The sequence below is a fragment of the Phytohabitans sp. LZ39 genome (assembly GCF_059359075.1).
The window spans coordinates 116,849-134,546 of sequence record NZ_JCADBM010000005.1; the positions used below are offsets into that span (position 1 = coordinate 116,849).

Below are 17,698 nucleotides of genomic sequence, written 5' to 3' on the forward strand. Positions count from 1 at the left end.
CCAGCTCTCCTTCAGGTCAACGGTCGATGGCCCCTTGCAGGCCGAGCTCGCCGTGGCCGTTGACGGTGTAGACGAAGGCCGTCGATCGCACCTGTGTGGGCCAACCGGACCGTCGTCGCGGGCGTCGCGACGTTCGGGGACGCGGGTTGTGGTGTAGGGGCTTGTGCGCGCCGTGGTCGGGCACCGGCTGTGGTTGTCCGTCAGCGTGTGTTCCGCAGATGGTGGCCAGTTCAGCCGCGCTGGGCCGGTGGCGGGGGTCGCGCGTCAGCGTCCGCCGGACCAGGTCGTTCAGGTGCGGGGGTAGGCCGTGCAGGTCTGGTTGCGCGGACTGGAGGCGCAGGATCCATTCCTGTTCGCTGCGGCTGGCGAATGGGTGGACGCCGGCGGCGAGGTGCGCGAGGAGGCATCCCCAGGCGAAGACGTCGACCGCCGGTGTGGCTGGTGCGGTGCGTAGCTGTTCGGGTGCGGCCCAGCCGCGGCTGCATTGCACGATCCCGTCATCGCCGCACCGCTGGCCGATGTGCCGGGCGATACCGAAGTCGATGATACGGACGTCGTGGTCGCGGACGAGCAGGTTGGATGGCTTCACATCGCAGTGCACGACGCCGCGGGCATGGACCGCGGCGAGCGTTCGGGCCAGCGCCGCGCCGAGGCTCCATAGCAGGCTGGCCGGTGTTGGCTTGCCCACCAATGTGGAGCCGCACCGGTAGCCCGGTAGGTGGGCGGTCACCAGGTACGCGCCGGCCGTCGACGTACCGTGGCCGAACACGGGTGCGGTGCAGTGCGGGTCCACAGTGGACGCTAGCCGGTATTCGCGCTGGCATGCCTCCGCGGCCCCGCTGGCGGGGCGTAGGAGTTTGACCACGACAGGCTCGCCGGCCGGTGCCCAGGCGTAGAACACGTCCGCCATCCCGCCGGACCCCAGACGTGCGATCAACCGGTGGCCGTCGACACTGACCGGGTCGGTGACGCGAAGCGGCCAGCTGCCGGCGGGAGGGCGCTGCCGGGGCAGATCGGTGGTCGGTTCGGCGGGATGGGGTTCGGTCATCGTGATCGAGGGTGGCTCGACGAGAACGGTCATGCTGATCGACGCTCGTTACGGGGACACGCCGCGGGTGAGCCGGCCGGGACGGCGCCTCTGCTGAAAGCGCCGGGAGTCGCTGATCAAATGACCGCGGGGTCCGGGCGGTGGACAGATGCCAGCGCGAACGCCGGCTGGAGCGTCGGCGTGTGAAGCCGACCGTGCGATCAACACTACGCCGCTATGGGCGGGGCGGCACGACTCAGCGTCCGCCGACGCCCCGGTGTCGGCGCGGTCGCGCCTTCGTTCGGTGCCGGATTGGTTTGGTAGCCGGGTGGGTGGACGGATGTTCCCTACGGCCGTCTCGCCTCGGCGCGCGCTTGTCGGCCGCCGGTGTTAGCGTCAACGCGAGCGCGGCCAATTCTTTGCTGGCCCGCCGTCTGGACACACGGACGGGCGAAACGGCAACGGTCGACCCCAAGACCCCGGGCGACGCATCACCGACACGAGCCCACCGCGCAGGATTACGGCACGCGCTGCTGCTGCTCGTCGCCGCCGGGCTGGCCTGCTTCGGCGTCTACTGCCTGTCGGCCGTCCTGGCCGCGCATGGTCCGGCACGCTGTCGATGTTTCATGACCTCGGCTAGGCGCCCGACAACAGGCTCGGAAAGGCCCAGGCGTGACGACGCGATGGAAGATTCTCGTTACCGGCGCCACCGGCAAGGTCGGCTGCCAGCTCGTACAGGGCCGAGCGGACCCGGCAAGCATGCAGGTGCTCGACCACGCCGAAGCGTTCCGATGAGCCGGCCTGACCTGACCAGTCCAGCCGCGGCGTCCACGCACCGGGCCGGGCGTCGCGAGTGGGTCGGACTGGGGCTGCTGGCCCTGCCCGCCGTGCTGGTCTCCATGGACATGACGGTGCTGCATCTGGCCGTACCGAGCCTCAGCGCCGATCTACGGCCAACCAGCACCGAGCTGCTGTGGATCGTGGACATCTACGGCTTCATGATCGCCGGATTCCTGATCACGATGGGCACGCTGGGCGATCGGATCGGGCGCCGCAAGCTGCTGCTGGTCGGCGCGGCCGCGTTCGGCGTCGCTTCCGTGCTCGCGGCGTTCTCCACCACGGCCGGGATGCTGATCGCAGCGCGGATGCTGCTCGGGGTCGCCGGGGCGACGCTCGCACCGTCCACTCTGGCGTTGATCCGCAACATGTTCCTGGATCCGCAGCAGCGTACGGCGGCGATCTCGATGTGGTTCATGAGCTTCCTGGCCGGTGCCGCGGTTGGCCCGCTGGTCGGCGGCGCACTGCTCGAATACTTCTGGTGGGGTTCGGCGTTCCTTATCGGGGTCCCGGTGATGGCGCTGCTGCTCGCGGCCGGACCTTTCCTGCTGCCCGAGTACCGCGACCCGACGGCTGGCCGGCTGGACCTGGCCAGTGCGGCCATGTCGCTGGCCGCGGTCCTTGCCGTGATCTACGGGCTCAAGCAGGTCGCCGCGGACGGCCTCGCGCTGCCGCCCATCCTGGTGATCGCCGCCGGTGTCGCCACCGCAGTGGTCTTCGTACGACGGCAGCGCGCGCTGTCCGACCCACTGCTCGACCTGACGCTCTTCGGCGAGCGCACATTCAGTGTCTCGCTGGGTGTCCTCACCCTCGCCGCGGCCGTAATGGGAGGAGTGGGTTACCTCACCGCCCAGTATCTCCAGCTGGTGCTCGGGCTGTCACCACTGCAAGCGGGTCTGTGGATGCTGCCTCCGTTCGGAGCGGGGATCGTCCTCATGATGGTGGCTCCGCTGCTCGTGCGCCGGGTTCGTCCAGGGCTCGTCATCGGCGCCGGCCTGGCCCTGGCCGCGGCCGGCTTCGTGGTCGTGAGCCAGGTCGGTGACAACGCCGGCCTCCCGTTCGTCGTCACCGGGACGGCGATGGTCTTCGCCGGTTTGATGCCAGTGGCCGCGTTGGGTATGGACGTCGTCATCAACGCCGTCGCGCCGCGGCGGACCGGAGCCGCCTCGGCCATCTCCGAAACCACCCAGGAACTCGGCTTCGCACTCGGCATCGCGCTACTGGGAAGCCTCGGCACAGCCGTCTACCGCCGCCGGATGACCGACGCGCTCCCACCGGACAGCCCCGCTCAGGCAGCCGACGCCGCCCGGGACACCCTCGGCGGTGCCACCGGCGTAGCCGACCAGCTTCCGGCAGGACTGCTCGTCACCGCCGGGCAGGCGTACACCGACGGACTCCAGGCAGCCGCCGCGGCCAGCGCGGTCGCGTTGGCGGCTGCCGCCGTCGTAGCCGCGACCCTTCTCCGGCGGACACCAACGAGATCCCGTCAGGAGCCGCTGACCGCGACTCCTGACGGCGACGCAAGCCACGGCCCCACCTCCACGGGCGCAGATCCGCACGGCTCGCGCAGTGGACCGGCGTAATTGCGCCGTGAGCGGGCGGGGAGTGGGCCCAGGCCGGGGAGGCAGCTAACCCACGACGCCCGGTGACCGCCTGTCACCCGGCCTACCTCAGGCAGGCATTGCGGTCCGCAGCTGGGCGAGGGTTCGTTTCAGTAGGCGCGAGACGTGCATTTGGGAGAGGCCGATCTCGTCGGCGATCTGGGTTTGGGTCATGTGGTCGTAGAACCGCATGACCAGGATGCGCTGTTGCCGGGCCGGTAGCGCCGCGACGAGCGGTCGCAGTGTGAGGTAGTCGTCCACGTGGGCGTAGCCGGGGTCGGTGCCGCCGATCAGGTCGATGCGGTCGGCGTCGATTCCCTTCGCGGGTGGCGCGTTCAGGGACGTCAGGCGGTAGACGTGCCAGGCGCCGACAGCGGCCCGCAGCTGATCGACGCTCACGTCCAGGTGGTCGGCGAGTTCGGTGGGGGTTGGCGTGCGGCGGTGCTCGTGACTGAGTCGGCCGGTGGCGGCGGGCACGTCTTGCGCCAGTTCCTGGATGGGACGTGGCACCCGGATGGCCCAGGCGGTGTCGCGGAAGTGGCGTTTGAGGGCGCCGAGGATGGTGGGGACGGCGTAGGCGGCGAACGGGACGTCCCGGCCGGGGTCGTAGCTGTCCACGGATTTGATCAGGGCGAGGGCGGCGACCTGGGCCAGGTCGTCGACGAGTTCACCGCGTCCGGCATAGCGGCGGGCCAGCCGGTTGGCCAGCGGCAGATTCTGCTCGATGGCTCGGGCGCGGAGTCTGCCACGTCCGGGATGCCCGGCCGGCAGACAGTCACGCTGGTGCAGCAACCGTTCGGTGCTCACCTGCGCATCGTCCGGTTCGCCGCGGCGACCGGAGGCGGTGGTGGTGCGCTGGCCGGGATGGCGGGTGGCCGGCGTCGCTGGTTCGAGGATGGCGGCAGCCGGGATGGTCAGGGCTGGTTCGGCAAGGGTGGTCATGGTGGTCAACGCCCTATGGGTCACGCCGCGGGTGTGCCGGCAGGGCCGGCGTCTCTGCTGAAGCGCCGGTAGTCGCTGGTCGTTGACCGCGGGGTCCAGGCGGTGAGAAGACTGCCAGCACGAAGGCTGACTGCGCGTCGACGGATGAAACGCCGATCCTGCGGTTCAGCGTACGCCGTTGTGGCGGTGACACCAGCGCCTGGCGGGCCGGACATTCGCCAGCGTCAAAGGCAGGGGTCGCGACCGACACGCGGCACCCGAGCGGACGGCGGGTGCCGGGCGTAGGCTGGCGGTGACAAGCCGCCCAAGGGGAGCCAGTCGCGTTCGACCCGGTCCTTGTCCTACGTCACCTGCTCGTCGCGGCCCCTCACGAACCGTTCTGGTATCGGAGGCGCCCTCATGGAACCACCTTCGGTTGGCGCGGTGTCCGGTTCGGGTGGCGCGATGAACACCGATCGCAGGCTGCGGCTGTGGACCCAAGTCGTCGGACACGCCCAGGATGCGCCGGTCGGGGTCGAGCACGTGTGCGCCGCGGTGACGTTGGCTACCGGCGTGGACGGCGCCGCGGTCACCGCGGTACTCGGCTCGGGTCTACGCGAAACGGTGTACGCCAGCGATCAGGTCGCCTCGGAGCTCGAGGAGCTGACCGTGACCCTTGGTGAGGGTCCGGGTGTGGACGCGTCCGCCGACGGTCCGGCGCTCGCCGCCGACCTGACGAGCTTCGAATGCCTGGCGCGCTGGCCGGCGTTCGCACCGGCCGCGGGGAACGCCGGAGCAGCCGCGATGTTCGCGTTCCCGTTGCGGGTCGGTGCGATCCGGATCGGTGTCATGGACCTCTACCGCGCCCAGCCCGGCGGCCTGGACGGCGAACGGCTCGCCGACGCGCTGCTACTGGCCGACACCGCCTGCGCGCTGCTACTCGACGCGGCGCAGCCGGACCGCCCCCACCTCAACGGGCGCCGGCCCGAGCCGGCCGGCCTTGCCCATCCCGAGGTCCATCAGGCCACCGGCATGATCATCGTGCAGCTGGGGGTGACCGCGGCAGTGGCCCTGATCCGGCTGCGTGCCTACGCGTACGCTCACGATCGGCGGCTGCGCGATGTCGCCGGTGATGTCGTGGCCCGACGCCTACGATTCGATCCGGACGGGGACTTCGGTGCCTGTTGAGGTCCCGGGTCAGACCGGCCAGATCGCATTCCGCGGGTCACGGCTTCCGCCCAATCGGACGTCAGGTCTACCGTATGACGAGGGTGAGTGAGATGGCCGAGATCCAGCTAGCCGACGTGTTCGTGGAGATGGCCGACACTCTCGTCGACGATTTCGACGTGATCGACTTCCTGCACGGGTTGACCGAGCGGTGCGTCCAACTCCTGGGCGTGGCGGCGGCCGGGCTGCTGCTGACCGACCAGCGGGACACGTTGCAGGTGGTAGCCGCCTCCTCCGAACGCACCCGGCTGCTCGAGCTGTTTCAGCTGCAAACCGACCAGGGCCCGTGTGTGGACTGCTTCCGCACCGGCCAACCCGTGTCGGTCGCTGACCTGCCCGCGGCCGGCCGGTGGCCGGCCTTCACCGCAGCCGCCGCAGAGGTCGGCTTCGCCGCGGTCCACGCGGTGCCGATGCGCCTACGTGCCGAGGTGATCGGCGCGCTGAACCTGTTCGACACCGCCCCGGGTCCATTGGATGAAGGCAAGCTGCGCATCGGCCAAGCCTTGGCCGACGTGGCCACCATCGGACTACTGCAACAGCGCGCTATCCACCGCCGCGACATCCTGACCGAACAGCTGGAGACCGCGCTGCGCAGCCGGGTCCTGATCGAGCAGGCCAAAGGCGTGCTGGCCGAACGCCTTCACCTGGACATGGCCGAAGCCTTCGTTCTGCTGCGCGGCAACGCCCGCAGCCGCAACCGGCGCCTGTCCGATCTCGCCCAGGCCGTCGTCGACGGCACCGAACACATCCCACCCGCGACAGCCGCCAGTCCGCCTCGCTGACCCTGACGGCCAGGCCGGCGTCGCCAGGCCCACCCACGTCCGCGCGGAGACCACCGCCGTGCCTCCCAGCGGCCCGCAGTCGTTCTGACCGGCGAAGGCCACGAGGCTGCCGCCGCCGCGCCCGGCGGGTCAGCCGAGCCGGGTGATCTCGACGGTGACGCCGAAGAGCTCCGCTTTCTGCCCGGAGTAGACGCCGGACAGTGGCCGCACGTCGGCGTAGTCGCGGCCACGGGCCAGCAGCACGTGTCGGCTGGCCACCTCGGCGAGGCTGGTCGGGTCGACCGGGATCCAGCCGCCGGCCCAGAACTCCACCCACGCGTGGCTCTGGCCGGCGGTCGCCTCCCCGACTTCGGCCTCCACGGTCGGGTGCAGGTAGCCGGAGACGTAACGCGCGGGCAGGCCGACCGCGCGGAGCAGGGCCAGCGTGATGTGGGCGAAGTCCTGGCAAACGCCCTTGCCGGCGGCCCGGGCCTCGGCCGATGAGGTGTGCACGTGTGTCGCGCCCGGCTCGTACCGCAGCGTCTCGTGAGTCCACGCGGCGGCGCGTAGCCCGGCCTGCATCGGCGTCGAGCCGGTGCGCAGGGACTGCCCGAGCTCGGCGATCTCCGGCTCCGCCTGAACATAGCGCGACGGGGCGAGCAGCTCGCCAAAGCGTTCCCGGATCGCGCGGGAGGCCAGGTCGGTCCAGTCGACGCCGACCGGCGCGGGGCGCGGCCGGGCGGTCTCGACCGTCGAGGTCGCCAGCACGACGAGCTCGGTGTGTGGGATGTGGATGTCGAACGCGTCCACCGTGGTGCCCCAGTAGTCGACGTAGCGCAGCGGCCTCGCGGTAGGCGTGATCTCCAGGGCGGCGTGCAGGGTGCGCTGTCCATCGACGCTCGGCGGGGTGAGCCTCGCCTCGTTGTACGAGGCCCGCACCGGTCCGCCGTACCGGTAGCCGGTGCGGTGTCGGATCGCGATCCGCCAGGTCATGTGGCGGGCTCCTCGATGCGCCAGTGCAGCGGTGCGGACCCGGTGAACAGCCGCCGGGTGACGTCTTCGCTGACCGTGGATACGGTTCGCTGTAGTTCGTGCAGCCGCTCCACGAGGTCGTCGAGCAGTGTGGCGGCGGACAGAAACTCCAGGTCGGTGCGGGCTCGGCCGATGGCTCGGCGGGCAGGCTCGTCCAGCGCGGACCGCCCGGACGCCGGGTCGAGTCGGGTCAGCGCTTCCTCTCCGGCGCACAGCGCGTGGAAGACCGACCGGGGGAAGAGCCGGTCCACCAGGAGGAACTCGAGCACCCGGCGGGCGTCGACACCCTGGTGGTACGTGCGCAGGTAGGCGTCGTGGGCCGAGCACGCCCGCAGGGTGGATGTCCAGCCTTCGTCGCCGACGCCGGCGCCGATCCGGGACGCGAGCAGCCGCGCGGTCATGTCGACGCGCTCCAGGCTGCGGCCGAGCACGAGCACGTCGTAGCCGGCGTCCCGGCTCATGCTGGCCTCGACGTGGCCGGCGAAGGTCGCGGCGCACTCGCGGACGTAGGAGAAGAAGGGCGCGGGGCCGAAGTCCCGGGCGGCGGCCACCCGGGCCGGGAGCGCGTTGTGGGTCGAGTTCAGGCATTGCCAGATCTCGGCCGAGAGCGCCTCCCGCGCGCCGCGGGCGTTTTGCCGGGCGGCGACCAGCGCGCCGGCGATCGAGTTGGGGGCGTCGTCGTAGCCCAGCAGCTCCAGTACGGCTTGGCTGTCCTGGTGCCGCCCGGCGACCTCGTCCGGCACACCCATGACGGTCAACAGGACGGCGCAGGCGGCCGCCTCGTCCACCGTCGGGTCCTCGAGGACCTCGTGGAAATGCACGTCGAGAAGCCGGGCCGTGTCCTCGGCCCGTTCGATGTACCGGCCGATCCAGAACAGCGATTCGGCTACGCGGCTCAGCACCCGGGTCCCCTCATTGTTGTGGCTGGTCGTCGTGCGGGCCGCGGTCGGGTGTCGTGCCCCGCACCGCCTGCGCGGGGAAAGCGGGCGGACTGGTGGCTTCGGACGCTGGCTGCGGCGACGAGGTGAGCACCCAGGTGTCCTTGGAGCCGCCGCCCTGGCTGGAGTTGACGATCAGGCTCCCCTCCCGCAGCGCCACCCGGGTCAGCCCCCCGGGCAGGACGTGGACCTGCTCGCCGTCGTTGACCGCGAACGGCCGCAGGTCGATGTGCCGGGGCAACAGCCGGTCGTCGAGGTGTGACGGCGAGGTCGACAGCAGCACCAGCTCCTGCGCGATCCACCCGCGTGGCTCCGCGAGCACCCGCGCGCGCACGGCCGCCAGCTCGGCGTCCGAGGCGGACGGCCCGATGACGATGCCGGAGCCGCCGGAACCGTCGACCGGCTTCACCACGAGCTGATCGAGTCGCTCCAGGCATTCCTCCCGAACGTCCGGGTCGTCGAGCCGGTAGGTCGTGACGTTGGGCAGCAATGGCTTCTCACCCAGGTAGTACTCGATGAGCGCCGGAACGTACGTGTAGGTCAGCTTGTCGTCGGCGACGCCGTTGCCGACCGCGTTGGCGATCGTGACGTTGCCGGCGCGGGCGGCGTTGAGAAGGCCCGGGCACCCCACGACCGAGTCGGGCCGGAAATGCACCGGGTCGAGGAAGTCGTCGTTGACCCGCCGGTAGACGACGTCCACCCGCTGCCTGCCACCGAGGCTGCGCATGTAGAGGACGTGCTCGTCGCAGAACAGGTCGCGGCCCTCGACGAGCTCGATGCCCATCTTGCGGGCCATGAAGGCATGCTCGAAATAGGCCGGGTTGTACACGCCAGGGCTGAGCAGCACCACGACCGGCTCCTTTACGCCGTCCGGCGCCGACCGGCGCAACGCATCCAGCAGCCGCCCCGGGTAGGAAGCGACCGGCCGCACCTGCTGCTCCAGAAAAAGCCCGGGAAAGACCCGCGCCATAGTCCGTCGGTTCTCCACAACATAGGACATTCCGGACGGCACCCGTAGATTGTCCTCGAGCACCCGCAGCACACCCGCCTCATCGCGGACCAGGTCGATCCCGGCGAGGTGGATCCGGACGTCGTTGCGCGGCCGGATGCCGTGTGCCGGCCGGCAGAACGTGGCCGACGTGGTCAGCAGAGTGCGCGGCACCACCCCGTCCCGCACGACCTCGGCCGGGCCGTAGACGTCGGCGAGGAAGGCCTCCAAGGCCCGTACCCGCTGCACGACGCCCGCTTCGACGACCTCCCACTCGGCGGCCGGGATCAGCCGGGGGATCAGGTCGAGCGGAAAGAGCCACTCCTCGCCGGCGTGGGAAAAGGTGACGCCCTGGTCGCGGAAGCTGCGATCCCGCGCCGCCGCACGCTGCGCCAGGTCTTCGCCGGTGAGCATCTGTAGGGCGTCGTAGAGCGCGCGCATGTGGGGATGCGGCAGCCCGTCCGCCCCGAACATCTCGTCGTAGGCTGGGCCGCGCGGATATCCGTCGAGGAGCCCTCCCATGCGAGGATTCGTACCACCGATTCGTTGCCGCGACCAGCAGTTACGGTGAGGAAACAATGACGGACCAGACTGAGGGCATGACAGCCGTCTCGCGGCAGGTCCGGGTCGGGTGTGAGTTCCGGTACACCGCGGAGGTGCAAACGCCCGCGATCTTCCAGGTCGAGCCGTCCGGGGTCGGGCCCGCGGCGGTGCTCCAGCAGGGCTGGGATATCCAGCCCGCCACCACCCGCCACGGCTACACCGACCTGTACGGCAACGACTGCCAACGACTCACCCTGCCCGCGGGCGACTCGACGCTGCGCTACAACGCCCTCGTCGCCGTCCCGGACGCGACCGAGGACGTGGACCTCGACGCGGCCGAGCTACCCGTCCCGCAACTGCCCGACGACGTGTTGATCTACACCATGCCCAGCCGCTACTGCCTGCCCGACGTCCTCGGCGACCAGGCATGGCGCCTGTTCGGCGGCCAGAAGCCCGGATATCGGCGGGTGCAGGCGATCTGCGACCACGTCAACAGCCACCTGCGGTTTGAGTACGGCACCAGCAGCCCCACCACCACCGCCGCCGAGGCCTATGCGGCCGGCAGCGGCGTCTGTCGCGACTTCGCCCACGTCGCGATCAGCTTCTGCCGGGCGCTGTCGATCCCGGCCCGCTACGTCTTCGGCTACCTGCCCGACATGGACGTGCCGCCGGACCCGGCGCCGATGGACTTCGCCGCCTGGATGGAGGTCTACCTCGACCACCGCTGGTGGACCTTCGACCCCCGCAACAACGCCGCCCGCAAAGGCCGTACGCTGATCGGCCGCGGCCGCGACGCGGTCGACGTCGCCATGGTCACCACCTATGGTGGACCACTGCTGCGGAGCATGCAGGTCTGGGCAGAGGAGGCGACGTGACATCGGACGGCGGGGCACCGCCCGACGCACCACCCCGGCTGCCCTCCCCCGCGGAGTTGGAGGAGGCCAGCCGGCTCACGTACGTGCTGCACCAGCGCTTCCGGTACAGCTATGACGGCCCGGTGCGAGACCTCGACCACCGGCTGGTGGTGGTCCCTCCCCGCCAGCATGGTGATCAGCGCCGGCGGCGGCATTCGATAGCTGTCTCCGCGGCCGGCGCCCGTACCACCCATCGCCGTGACGCCGCTGGCAACATCGTCACCCGATCGCGTGTGCCGCTGGTGCCGGACGGGATCGAGTTCGTGATCGAGGCGGTCGTAGAGCGGGCCGGGCCGGGCACCGACGTCGGCCTGCCGGCCGCGGCGCTGCACGATCCCCGGCTGCTCCGGCCGACTCGGCTGACCGCCACCGACCCCACGATCGACCGGGTCGCGGCGAGGCTGGCTGACCGCGATCCGCTGGCCACCGCCGAGCGGTTCTGCGCGTACGTGCACGACGCGATCACCTACGAGTACGGGGTGACCACTGTCGACACCACCGCTGCCCAGGCGCTCGCCCTCGGCCGTGGCGTGTGTCAGGACAGCGCCCATGTGATGATCGCGCTTTGCCGCGCCACCGGTCTGCCGGCCCGCTATGTCTCCGGACACCTTCTCAGCGAGGGCGGCACGCACGCCTGGGTCGAGGTCGTCGTCGCCGATCCGGAGGGCGCCCGCGCGGTGGCGTTCGACCCGTGCAACGGTCGCCGCGCCGGACGCGCTTACCTGACCGTCGCCACCGGACGCGACTACACCGATGTCGCCCCGACCTCCGGCACCTACCGCGGTGCCGCGCGCGGCGCGCTGACAGCGACCAAACGGGTCGACGTCGCACTGGCCTGACGGGCTCCGACCCGCCAGGCGCGGCTCGGCCGTCGCCCCTACTCCGAACCCCGACGGCAGGTCACCGCATTGGCGGTTGATGCGGGATCCTCACCGCGTAGGTCGATGAACAGGTCAGATGGTGAAGCCGCCGTCGATGTTGATCGTCGCGCCGGTCAGGTATCGGCCGTCCGGGCCGGCGAGGTAGGCGACGGCTCCCGCGATCTCGTCCGGTGTGCCGTAACGCCCGAGGGCGGTGAAGCCCTTGATCATGTCAGCGTCCGGGCCGTCGGCTGGGCTCAGGTCGGTGTCGGTCGGTCCCGGGTTGATCAGGTTCACGGTGATGCCGCGCGGCCCCAACTCCCGGCCCAGACCCTTGGTCAGGCCGATGAGAGCACTCTTGCTCATCGCGTACAGGGTGAAACCGGGGAACACCATCCGCTGGGCGGCGTTGCTGCCGATGCTGATGATCCGTCCGCCGTGCCGCATGTGGACGGCGGCCGCTTTCGCCGCGACGAACGGCGCGCGCACGTTGACGGCGACGGTACGTTCGAATTCGTCCAGCCCGAGCTCTTCCACCGGTCCGATGAGAAACACGCCAGCGTTGTTGACCAGGATGTCGAGCCGTCCGAACTCGGCGGCCACCTGGTCCACCGCGTCCTTCACGGCGGCGGAGTCGGCGCTGTCCGCCCGCACCGCCATCGCCCGGCGCCCGACGGCCTTGACCCTCTCGACTACGTCGCTGGCCCGGTCGACGTTTTGCAGGTAGGTAAACGCCACGTCGGCGCCGTCTTCGGCCAGGCGTGAGACCACTGCCGCGCCGATGCCCCGGCTACCGCCGGTTACCAATGCCACTTTGCCGTCCAGATTTTTGGTCATGCCTGAGTGTGCTCGTGTCGACCACACCTGTCCGGCGGGAATCGGACGTTTGTGTAGTCCGGACGGGGGGTTTGGTAAATCCGCGGCGAGGGAAGCCATCGTTGTGGGCCGCCCACTGCGGGCATCGGCCCGCTAGCAATGGAGAGCATCATGGGCGTTATCGCCTGGATCGTGCTCGGCGCCGTCGCCGGTCTCATCGCCGAAAACCTCACCGGGAGGGAGACCGGCCAGCCGCCGGCGTGACTGCCACCGGTCCGGTGATGACAAGTCTGGCAGTGGCTCCGATAACTGACATCACCACCTGGGCTCGCGGCAGCGGCTTGGAAATCGTGCTGTTCATCAGCGGTGCGATCGTGCTTTCGCGGATCACCAGGTGGGTGGGCTCCGCGGTCACGGGTCGGATCGAGGCGAGGTCTGCCCGCGATGCCGGCCTGGTTCGCACGGAGTCCGCGAAACATGGCCACGTCTTGGCGCAGGTGGTCATGTGGGCGGTGATCGTGCTGCTCTACAGCGTGGCGGCGGTCCTCACCCTCCGGCGCCTCGGTGTGCCGTTCACCGGCCTTGTCGCGCCAGCGGCGGTGGTGGGAGTGGCGCTCGGGTTCGGCGCCCAACGCCTCGTACAGGACGTCCTGGCCGGGCTGTTCATTATCGTCGAGCGCCAGTACGGCTTCGGTGACGTGGTACGCATCGCGGCGTTGGGCTCCGAGGTCGGCGTGAGCGGCACCGTCGAGGAGGTCACGCTACGCGTCACGCGGCTGCGCACCGTCAACGGCGAGGTCGTCATCGTGCCCAACGGGCAGATCGTGCAGGTGACCAACCAGTCCCGCGACTGGGCCCGCGCGGTCGTCGACGTGCCGGTACCCAGCAATGTGGACGTGAGCCGAGTCCGCGAGATCCTCGGCCGAGTCGGCCTGGACGCCCGCGACGATGCGACGCTGAGCGCGTTGCTGCTGGACCCGCCGTCCGTCCTGGGTGTGGAAAGCCTGGAGCTCGACACCCTCCACGTGCGCATGGTGGCCCGCACACTACCCGGCAAACAGTTCACCGTCGGCCGGGAACTACGGGCCCGAGTCGCGCTGGCCCTGCAAGCGGAGGGCATCAACGTGTCGACCAGCCTCGACACCGTCGAGCCCGCCGGAGCGCGCTGATGCCCAAACACCTGCTGCGCGGACATGTCCGCTTGTCGACGGTGCTGATCGCGCTGGTGTTCGTCGTCACGCTGGCGACCTACCTGCTCGTGCGGCCGGTACCGGCATCCGTCGTCGTCCCGTCGAGGATCCCGACACCCACAGGCCAATCCTCGACGGAGCCGAGCCCCACGTCGAAACCCAGCCGTACCCCACCGGCTTCTCCATCGCCGTCACGGGCGCCCACATCAACGCCAACCCTGACGCCGACACCAACGCCAGCCCCAGCGTCGGGGTCGACGTCAGCGTCCCCGGACGGATAAGCGCGGAAGGTTACTCTGACGGCTGCGGCACGGTGCAGTCGACCTTTGGGTTGACGCCCACGTAGTTCAGCGGTCCCGCGATGATCGTGATCACGGTGTTTCCGGCTTTGGCGCAGCTGCTGGAAGACCCGCCGAGGTATCCGCGCTGTCCGGCAGCCACCAGGCCAATGATCAACCAGATCACGACGATTACTGCTCCGATGCGCACGGCTTGCCTCCTGATGCGAATCCGAACGGTGGTTCCGCGGTGACCTCGTGCCGCCGCGACCGATACCACAGCGATACCCAGACCGGCGATGTCCATAACGGACACCGATGAGCGGCGTTTCGGTGAGGGAACCCGGCTTCGGCGACGACGCGGCAATTGGCACGCGGGACGGTTTGGAACTCATCGGGCTCAGGGCATACGCCCTACCGAGGGAGGATCCCAATGTCCACTGCTGTAATCGTCATCCTGATCATCGTTGTGGTGGTCGCGCTCGCCGTCACCGGCTGGCTCACCGCCCGGCGGCGAAACCTACGGGCAAAGTTCGGCCCGGAATACCACCGGGTGATCGCCGAGCAGCCCAGCCGCGCCGCGGCCGAGCGGGAATTGCACCAGCGCGAACGCAAGCACGCCGAACTGAATTTGAAGCCGCTGGCGCCGGAAGCCCGAGCACGGTACGCGGCCGAGTGGGCGACGGTGCAGGCCCGCTTCCTCGACTCGCCCAGTGACGCGGTGCGCGACGGTGACGAGTTGGTCACCAGACTGGTCGGCGACATCGGGTACCCGACCGACAGCGACGACGAACAGCTCGCGCTGCTATCCGTCGAACACAGCGCCACTCTCGGCCACTACCGGGAGGCGCACGAGATCTCCCTACGCAACACCCGTGGCGAGGCCAGCACCGAACAGCTGCGCCAGGCGCTGGTGCACTATCGGGCGCTGTTCGCCGAACTGCTCGGCGAACAGCCCATCCCCCAGGGCGGTAAGCCGCTCGGCGTGGAACCGCCCGCCACCGAGCCGGCCGGAGACCGCGCCGTCAACAACACCGTCCCGATGTCCATACCCGGAAACGAGCCGTGGAGGATTTCATGACCGACCAGAGCACCCGTGAGCAGTGGACACGGCCGACCCAAACGCTGGAACGGGCCGGTCCAGAACGAACCGAACCAGAGCCGTCCACTCAGGACAGTGCCGCCGACGATCCAGCGGCGCATACCGCCGCCGAGCATGCGGTCGGCGGTTCCGTCTGGGCCGACGACGCTGCCCTTGAGCAGGCCGACCCCGAGCAAGCCGTCGGTGTGGCGCCGATGCCGGACGCCGGGCCGGGCCCCGACCCCCAGCCAGCCGAGCAGCACCACGGCGTCGCCGTAGCGGCCGACACCGGCGGACCGGTGGGCGACGTCAACGAGGAAAGCGACGTCACCGGGGGCCAGGCGCCGACCGTGCCGGCATCCGTGGACGACACGGCCGCACCCGACGTTGCCGGCTCAGGCGAGCTGCTACCCGGCGATGTGCCGGCTGAGCCGGCAGCGCTGTTCGACGGCGCCGCGATGCAGGGGTTCCGGGATCGGTGGCAGCAGTTGCAGCTGCGTTTCATCGACGACCCGCACACCGTGGCCGCGCAGGCCGGCGCGCTGGCCGACGAGATGGTCACCGCCCTGCGCGACGCCGTGGACCAGCACCGCACGACGCTGGAGGCCTGGCAGTCCGACGACGGCGTCGACGCGCACTTCGGGGATACCGAACGGCTGCGGGTCGCGGTCCGCCGCTACCGCGACTTCGTAGACCGCCTCCTCGCCATGTAAGCGCACGCAGCTCGCCGAGCCGCCAGTGCGAACAACCGGCGGCCTCGGCGGGCGACCCTGGACACCTGACCCTGGACACCTGCCCGCCGGCAGGTGGACGGTACGCCGGGCGCGCACGCTCGGCACTCCTACAGGTTGCCAGCGGTGTCCACCTCGGCCGGTTATGCTGGCATTACAGCCGTGGGAGGTTGTCATGCTCATACTCTTCGTTGTGCTGATGGCGCTGTGGCTCATTCTGGCAATCGTTGGGATCGCCATCGATGGCTTGTTGTGGCTCGGCATCATCGGGATCATTCTTTTCCTCGGGACCGCTGTGATCGGCGGACTCCGGCGTAGAGCGCTGAAGCACTAGCCAGCGCAACGGATCGCCGGCGGCCACGGCAACGGCCGTGTTGCCGGGCAGCCGCATGCCCGGTCGAGAATGACCTGGGATTACCCCCAACGGCCCGGAGGGGCTGGCTGCGGGAACGGACGACGGCCTACGCCACCAGGGCGACACCCCGAAAGCGAGGCCGACGAACCCGGCCGCCACGGCTCCGCCGGCATCCGCGCCACGCTGGCGAGCCAACACCTAGGCTCGGCGTACGTGGGCGCGCTGGCCTCGTCCAGCTCGACGTACGGGTCGCGGTCGGGGTACGAGTGCACCCACGACCAGCCCACGCTCGCCCGTCATCGAGGAAGATCCAGCGCACCAAGCGGATCGGACCTTTGGTAGGTGTTCAGCGGCCGGTTGGCGGGATGTTCGAGGTCTTGTCCGCGCGCCTGATCTTCTTCATCCTCTTCTCGGCCCGCTTCTCCTTCAATGTTCTGCCCTGCTTTTTCGTGTTGGACTTTTGCGGAGACTTGTCTGACATGGCAACCCCTTCGTCAAGCGAACATCGAGACAGCGCAGCCCCGGTCGAGTGCCGTGAGGCAGTGGTCGATGCCAGGAGACGCGCGACGACGTCGCCGGCCCGGTCCTGACCCATCTCGCCGCGGCGTCTGACTCGGCCCCGCCGAGGCGGACTGTCACGCCACCGGGGTCCCGAGCAACACCCTCACTCTACGCCTGTCGGGGCTCCGCGGCCCTGCCGGTCATCCGGCACGTCTCGCACCGATCGGGTACATGAAGGTTGCGGGGCCTAGCGGATTCGCTGGGCCCCGTTTCAGGTCAGTTCCTTGTGAACGGGCGACAGGGCCGGTCAATGCAGCGCATTGACCGGCCCTGTCCGGGGGGTGGTGGAACGGTCCTGACAACCTGCCGCGGGAGCGGCGGGTGGATGGGATCAGGAGGTGACGGCGAGGTGGTTGTTCACACCCGTCACGCCGGAGGCTGCCCACGCTACGTACCCGGCCTGATGGCGTTCGGCCCACGACCGGACGGATCCGTTCAGCGTGACGTCTGCGCCGTTGACGTCAACGGCGATCTCGCGGGAGTCGAGCTGCGCGTTGCGCAGGATCGCGGCCTCGATCGCGGCCTTCGCTCCAGACTGTGGCGCGGACGCGGCTAGCGAGATGGTGTTGGCGACCGCGGTCACGCCCTTGAGGTACATGACCGCGCGGGCTGCGGCCTCGCGCTGGTACTGCCAGTTGACGGTGCCCGACAGGGTGATCGTGTGATCGCGGACGCTGGCCTTGACCGAGTCCGACGGCACGTCGACCGCCCAGCTGAGCATCTGCCTGGCCGTCTCGGCGACATCGGTGTCGTTCGCGCCGGAGGTGCCCGGGTCGCGTACTACCATGTCATCGGCGACCGCTTTGACGCCCCGTACTCGTAGGGCTGATCGTTTCGCCGCGTGACGCTCGGGCAGGCTGTTCACCTCGCCGGAGAGTGTCACCACGCCGCTTTTCGCCGATACGCCGAGCTGCGCGGCGTCGACACTGGGGTTGTAGAGCAGCTCGTCGGTGACGTTGGTCTGAAGTTCGTTATCACTCCTACGGATCGTGTCTGTCATATGCCAACCATGGCCCTCCGGCCGGATACACGCCACC

General features: G+C 69.8%; 19 protein-coding genes. 10 read left to right on the forward strand and 9 right to left on the reverse strand.

Translation table 11 applies throughout. The features are described from left to right. Positions 1–16 precede the first annotated feature (16 nt). Entirely contained in the window at positions 17–1,081 is a 1,065-nt protein-coding gene (locus tag AC5L36_RS11935; RefSeq protein WP_441215523.1) for a serine/threonine-protein kinase, read from the reverse strand. A gap of 618 nt (positions 1,082–1,699) precedes the next feature. Between AC5L36_RS11935 and AC5L36_RS11940 the strand changes: the two genes are divergently transcribed. Together AC5L36_RS11940 and AC5L36_RS11945 are read left to right on the forward strand one after the other, a co-directional pair. Next, positions 1,700–1,822, forward strand: a complete 123-nt coding sequence (locus tag AC5L36_RS11940; RefSeq protein ID WP_441215524.1) for a hypothetical protein — start codon at positions 1,700–1,702, stop codon at positions 1,820–1,822. Further along, on the forward strand, positions 1,819–3,447 hold the full coding sequence (locus AC5L36_RS11945) for an MFS transporter (RefSeq protein ID WP_441215525.1): 1,629 nt from the start codon (positions 1,819–1,821) through the stop codon (positions 3,445–3,447). The genes AC5L36_RS11940 and AC5L36_RS11945 overlap by 4 nt, the downstream gene beginning before the upstream one ends. Before the next feature lie 87 nt (positions 3,448–3,534). On the opposite strand, the gene AC5L36_RS11950 is transcribed toward AC5L36_RS11945, so the two are convergent. Further along, positions 3,535–4,407, reverse strand: coding sequence for a SigB/SigF/SigG family RNA polymerase sigma factor (locus tag AC5L36_RS11950; RefSeq protein ID WP_441215855.1), 873 nt, complete (start codon positions 4,405–4,407; stop codon positions 3,535–3,537). 444 nt (positions 4,408–4,851) lie between these two features. On the opposite strand from AC5L36_RS11950, the gene AC5L36_RS11955 reads away from it, so the two are divergent. Both AC5L36_RS11955 and AC5L36_RS11960 read left to right on the forward strand, forming a co-directional pair. Next, positions 4,852–5,574, forward strand: a complete 723-nt coding sequence (locus tag AC5L36_RS11955) for an ANTAR domain-containing protein (protein ID WP_441215526.1) — start codon at positions 4,852–4,854, stop codon at positions 5,572–5,574. A gap of 92 nt (positions 5,575–5,666) precedes the next feature. Next, entirely contained in the window at positions 5,667–6,395 is a 729-nt protein-coding gene (locus AC5L36_RS11960; RefSeq protein ID WP_441215856.1) for a GAF and ANTAR domain-containing protein, read from the forward strand. A gap of 129 nt (positions 6,396–6,524) precedes the next feature. On the opposite strand, the gene AC5L36_RS11965 is transcribed toward AC5L36_RS11960, so the two are convergent. From AC5L36_RS11965 to AC5L36_RS11975, 3 genes are read right to left on the reverse strand one after another with little or no spacing between them, the layout of a single operon-like run. Continuing rightward, positions 6,525–7,367: a transglutaminase family protein gene (locus tag AC5L36_RS11965; protein ID WP_441215527.1), complete on the reverse strand. Its 843-nt coding sequence runs from the start codon at positions 7,365–7,367 to the stop codon at positions 6,525–6,527. After that, on the reverse strand, positions 7,364–8,308 hold the full coding sequence (locus AC5L36_RS11970) for an alpha-E domain-containing protein (protein WP_441215528.1): 945 nt from the start codon (positions 8,306–8,308) through the stop codon (positions 7,364–7,366). The genes AC5L36_RS11965 and AC5L36_RS11970 overlap by 4 nt, the downstream gene beginning before the upstream one ends. Positions 8,309–8,318: 10 nt before the next feature. Further along, a complete protein-coding gene (locus AC5L36_RS11975) occupies positions 8,319–9,854 on the reverse strand; it encodes a circularly permuted type 2 ATP-grasp protein (protein ID WP_441215529.1) in 1,536 nt (511 codons plus the stop codon). A 77-nt stretch (positions 9,855–9,931) separates the two neighbouring features. Here AC5L36_RS11975 and AC5L36_RS11980 point away from each other — a divergent pair, with 77 nt between their 5' ends. Both AC5L36_RS11980 and AC5L36_RS11985 read left to right on the forward strand, forming a co-directional pair. Continuing rightward, the gene (locus AC5L36_RS11980) at positions 9,932–10,750 is read left to right on the forward strand and encodes a transglutaminase-like domain-containing protein (protein WP_441215530.1); all 819 of its coding nucleotides are present in this window, start codon (positions 9,932–9,934) and stop codon (positions 10,748–10,750) included. Beyond that, entirely contained in the window at positions 10,747–11,628 is an 882-nt protein-coding gene (locus AC5L36_RS11985; RefSeq protein WP_441215531.1) for a transglutaminase family protein, read from the forward strand. Before AC5L36_RS11980 ends, AC5L36_RS11985 begins: the two co-directional genes overlap by 4 nt. A gap of 114 nt (positions 11,629–11,742) precedes the next feature. Here the strand turns inward: AC5L36_RS11985 and AC5L36_RS11990 are convergent, their stop codons facing one another. After that, entirely contained in the window at positions 11,743–12,486 is a 744-nt protein-coding gene (locus AC5L36_RS11990; protein ID WP_441215532.1) for an SDR family NAD(P)-dependent oxidoreductase, read from the reverse strand. 275 nt (positions 12,487–12,761) lie between these two features. On the opposite strand from AC5L36_RS11990, the gene AC5L36_RS11995 reads away from it, so the two are divergent. Both AC5L36_RS11995 and AC5L36_RS12000 read left to right on the forward strand, forming a co-directional pair. Further along, on the forward strand, positions 12,762–13,634 hold the full coding sequence (locus tag AC5L36_RS11995; RefSeq protein WP_441215533.1) for a mechanosensitive ion channel family protein: 873 nt from the start codon (positions 12,762–12,764) through the stop codon (positions 13,632–13,634). After that, positions 13,634–13,936, forward strand: coding sequence for an Rv3103c transmembrane domain-containing protein (locus AC5L36_RS12000; protein ID WP_494908014.1), 303 nt, complete (start codon positions 13,634–13,636; stop codon positions 13,934–13,936). Before AC5L36_RS11995 ends, AC5L36_RS12000 begins: the two co-directional genes overlap by 1 nt. Positions 13,937–13,946: 10 nt before the next feature. Here AC5L36_RS12000 and AC5L36_RS12005 read toward each other — a convergent pair whose 3' ends face one another. Continuing rightward, the gene (locus tag AC5L36_RS12005; protein WP_441215534.1) at positions 13,947–14,240 is read right to left on the reverse strand and encodes a hypothetical protein; all 294 of its coding nucleotides are present in this window, start codon (positions 14,238–14,240) and stop codon (positions 13,947–13,949) included. A gap of 126 nt (positions 14,241–14,366) precedes the next feature. Between AC5L36_RS12005 and AC5L36_RS12010 the strand changes: the two genes are divergently transcribed. Together AC5L36_RS12010 and AC5L36_RS12015 are read left to right on the forward strand one after the other, a co-directional pair. Further along, positions 14,367–15,014, forward strand: coding sequence for a hypothetical protein (locus AC5L36_RS12010; RefSeq protein WP_441215535.1), 648 nt, complete (start codon positions 14,367–14,369; stop codon positions 15,012–15,014). After that, on the forward strand, positions 15,011–15,727 hold the full coding sequence (locus AC5L36_RS12015; protein WP_441215536.1) for a hypothetical protein: 717 nt from the start codon (positions 15,011–15,013) through the stop codon (positions 15,725–15,727). The genes AC5L36_RS12010 and AC5L36_RS12015 overlap by 4 nt, the downstream gene beginning before the upstream one ends. A 172-nt stretch (positions 15,728–15,899) precedes the next feature. Here AC5L36_RS12015 and AC5L36_RS12020 read toward each other — a convergent pair whose 3' ends face one another. After that, on the reverse strand, positions 15,900–16,136 hold the full coding sequence (locus tag AC5L36_RS12020) for a hypothetical protein (RefSeq protein WP_441215537.1): 237 nt from the start codon (positions 16,134–16,136) through the stop codon (positions 15,900–15,902). 856 nt (positions 16,137–16,992) lie between these two features. After that, positions 16,993–17,661 (reverse strand): BON domain-containing protein, encoded by a 669-nt coding sequence (locus tag AC5L36_RS12025; protein ID WP_441215538.1) that lies wholly within the window; start codon positions 17,659–17,661, stop codon positions 16,993–16,995. Positions 17,662–17,698: the final 37 nt, after the last annotated feature.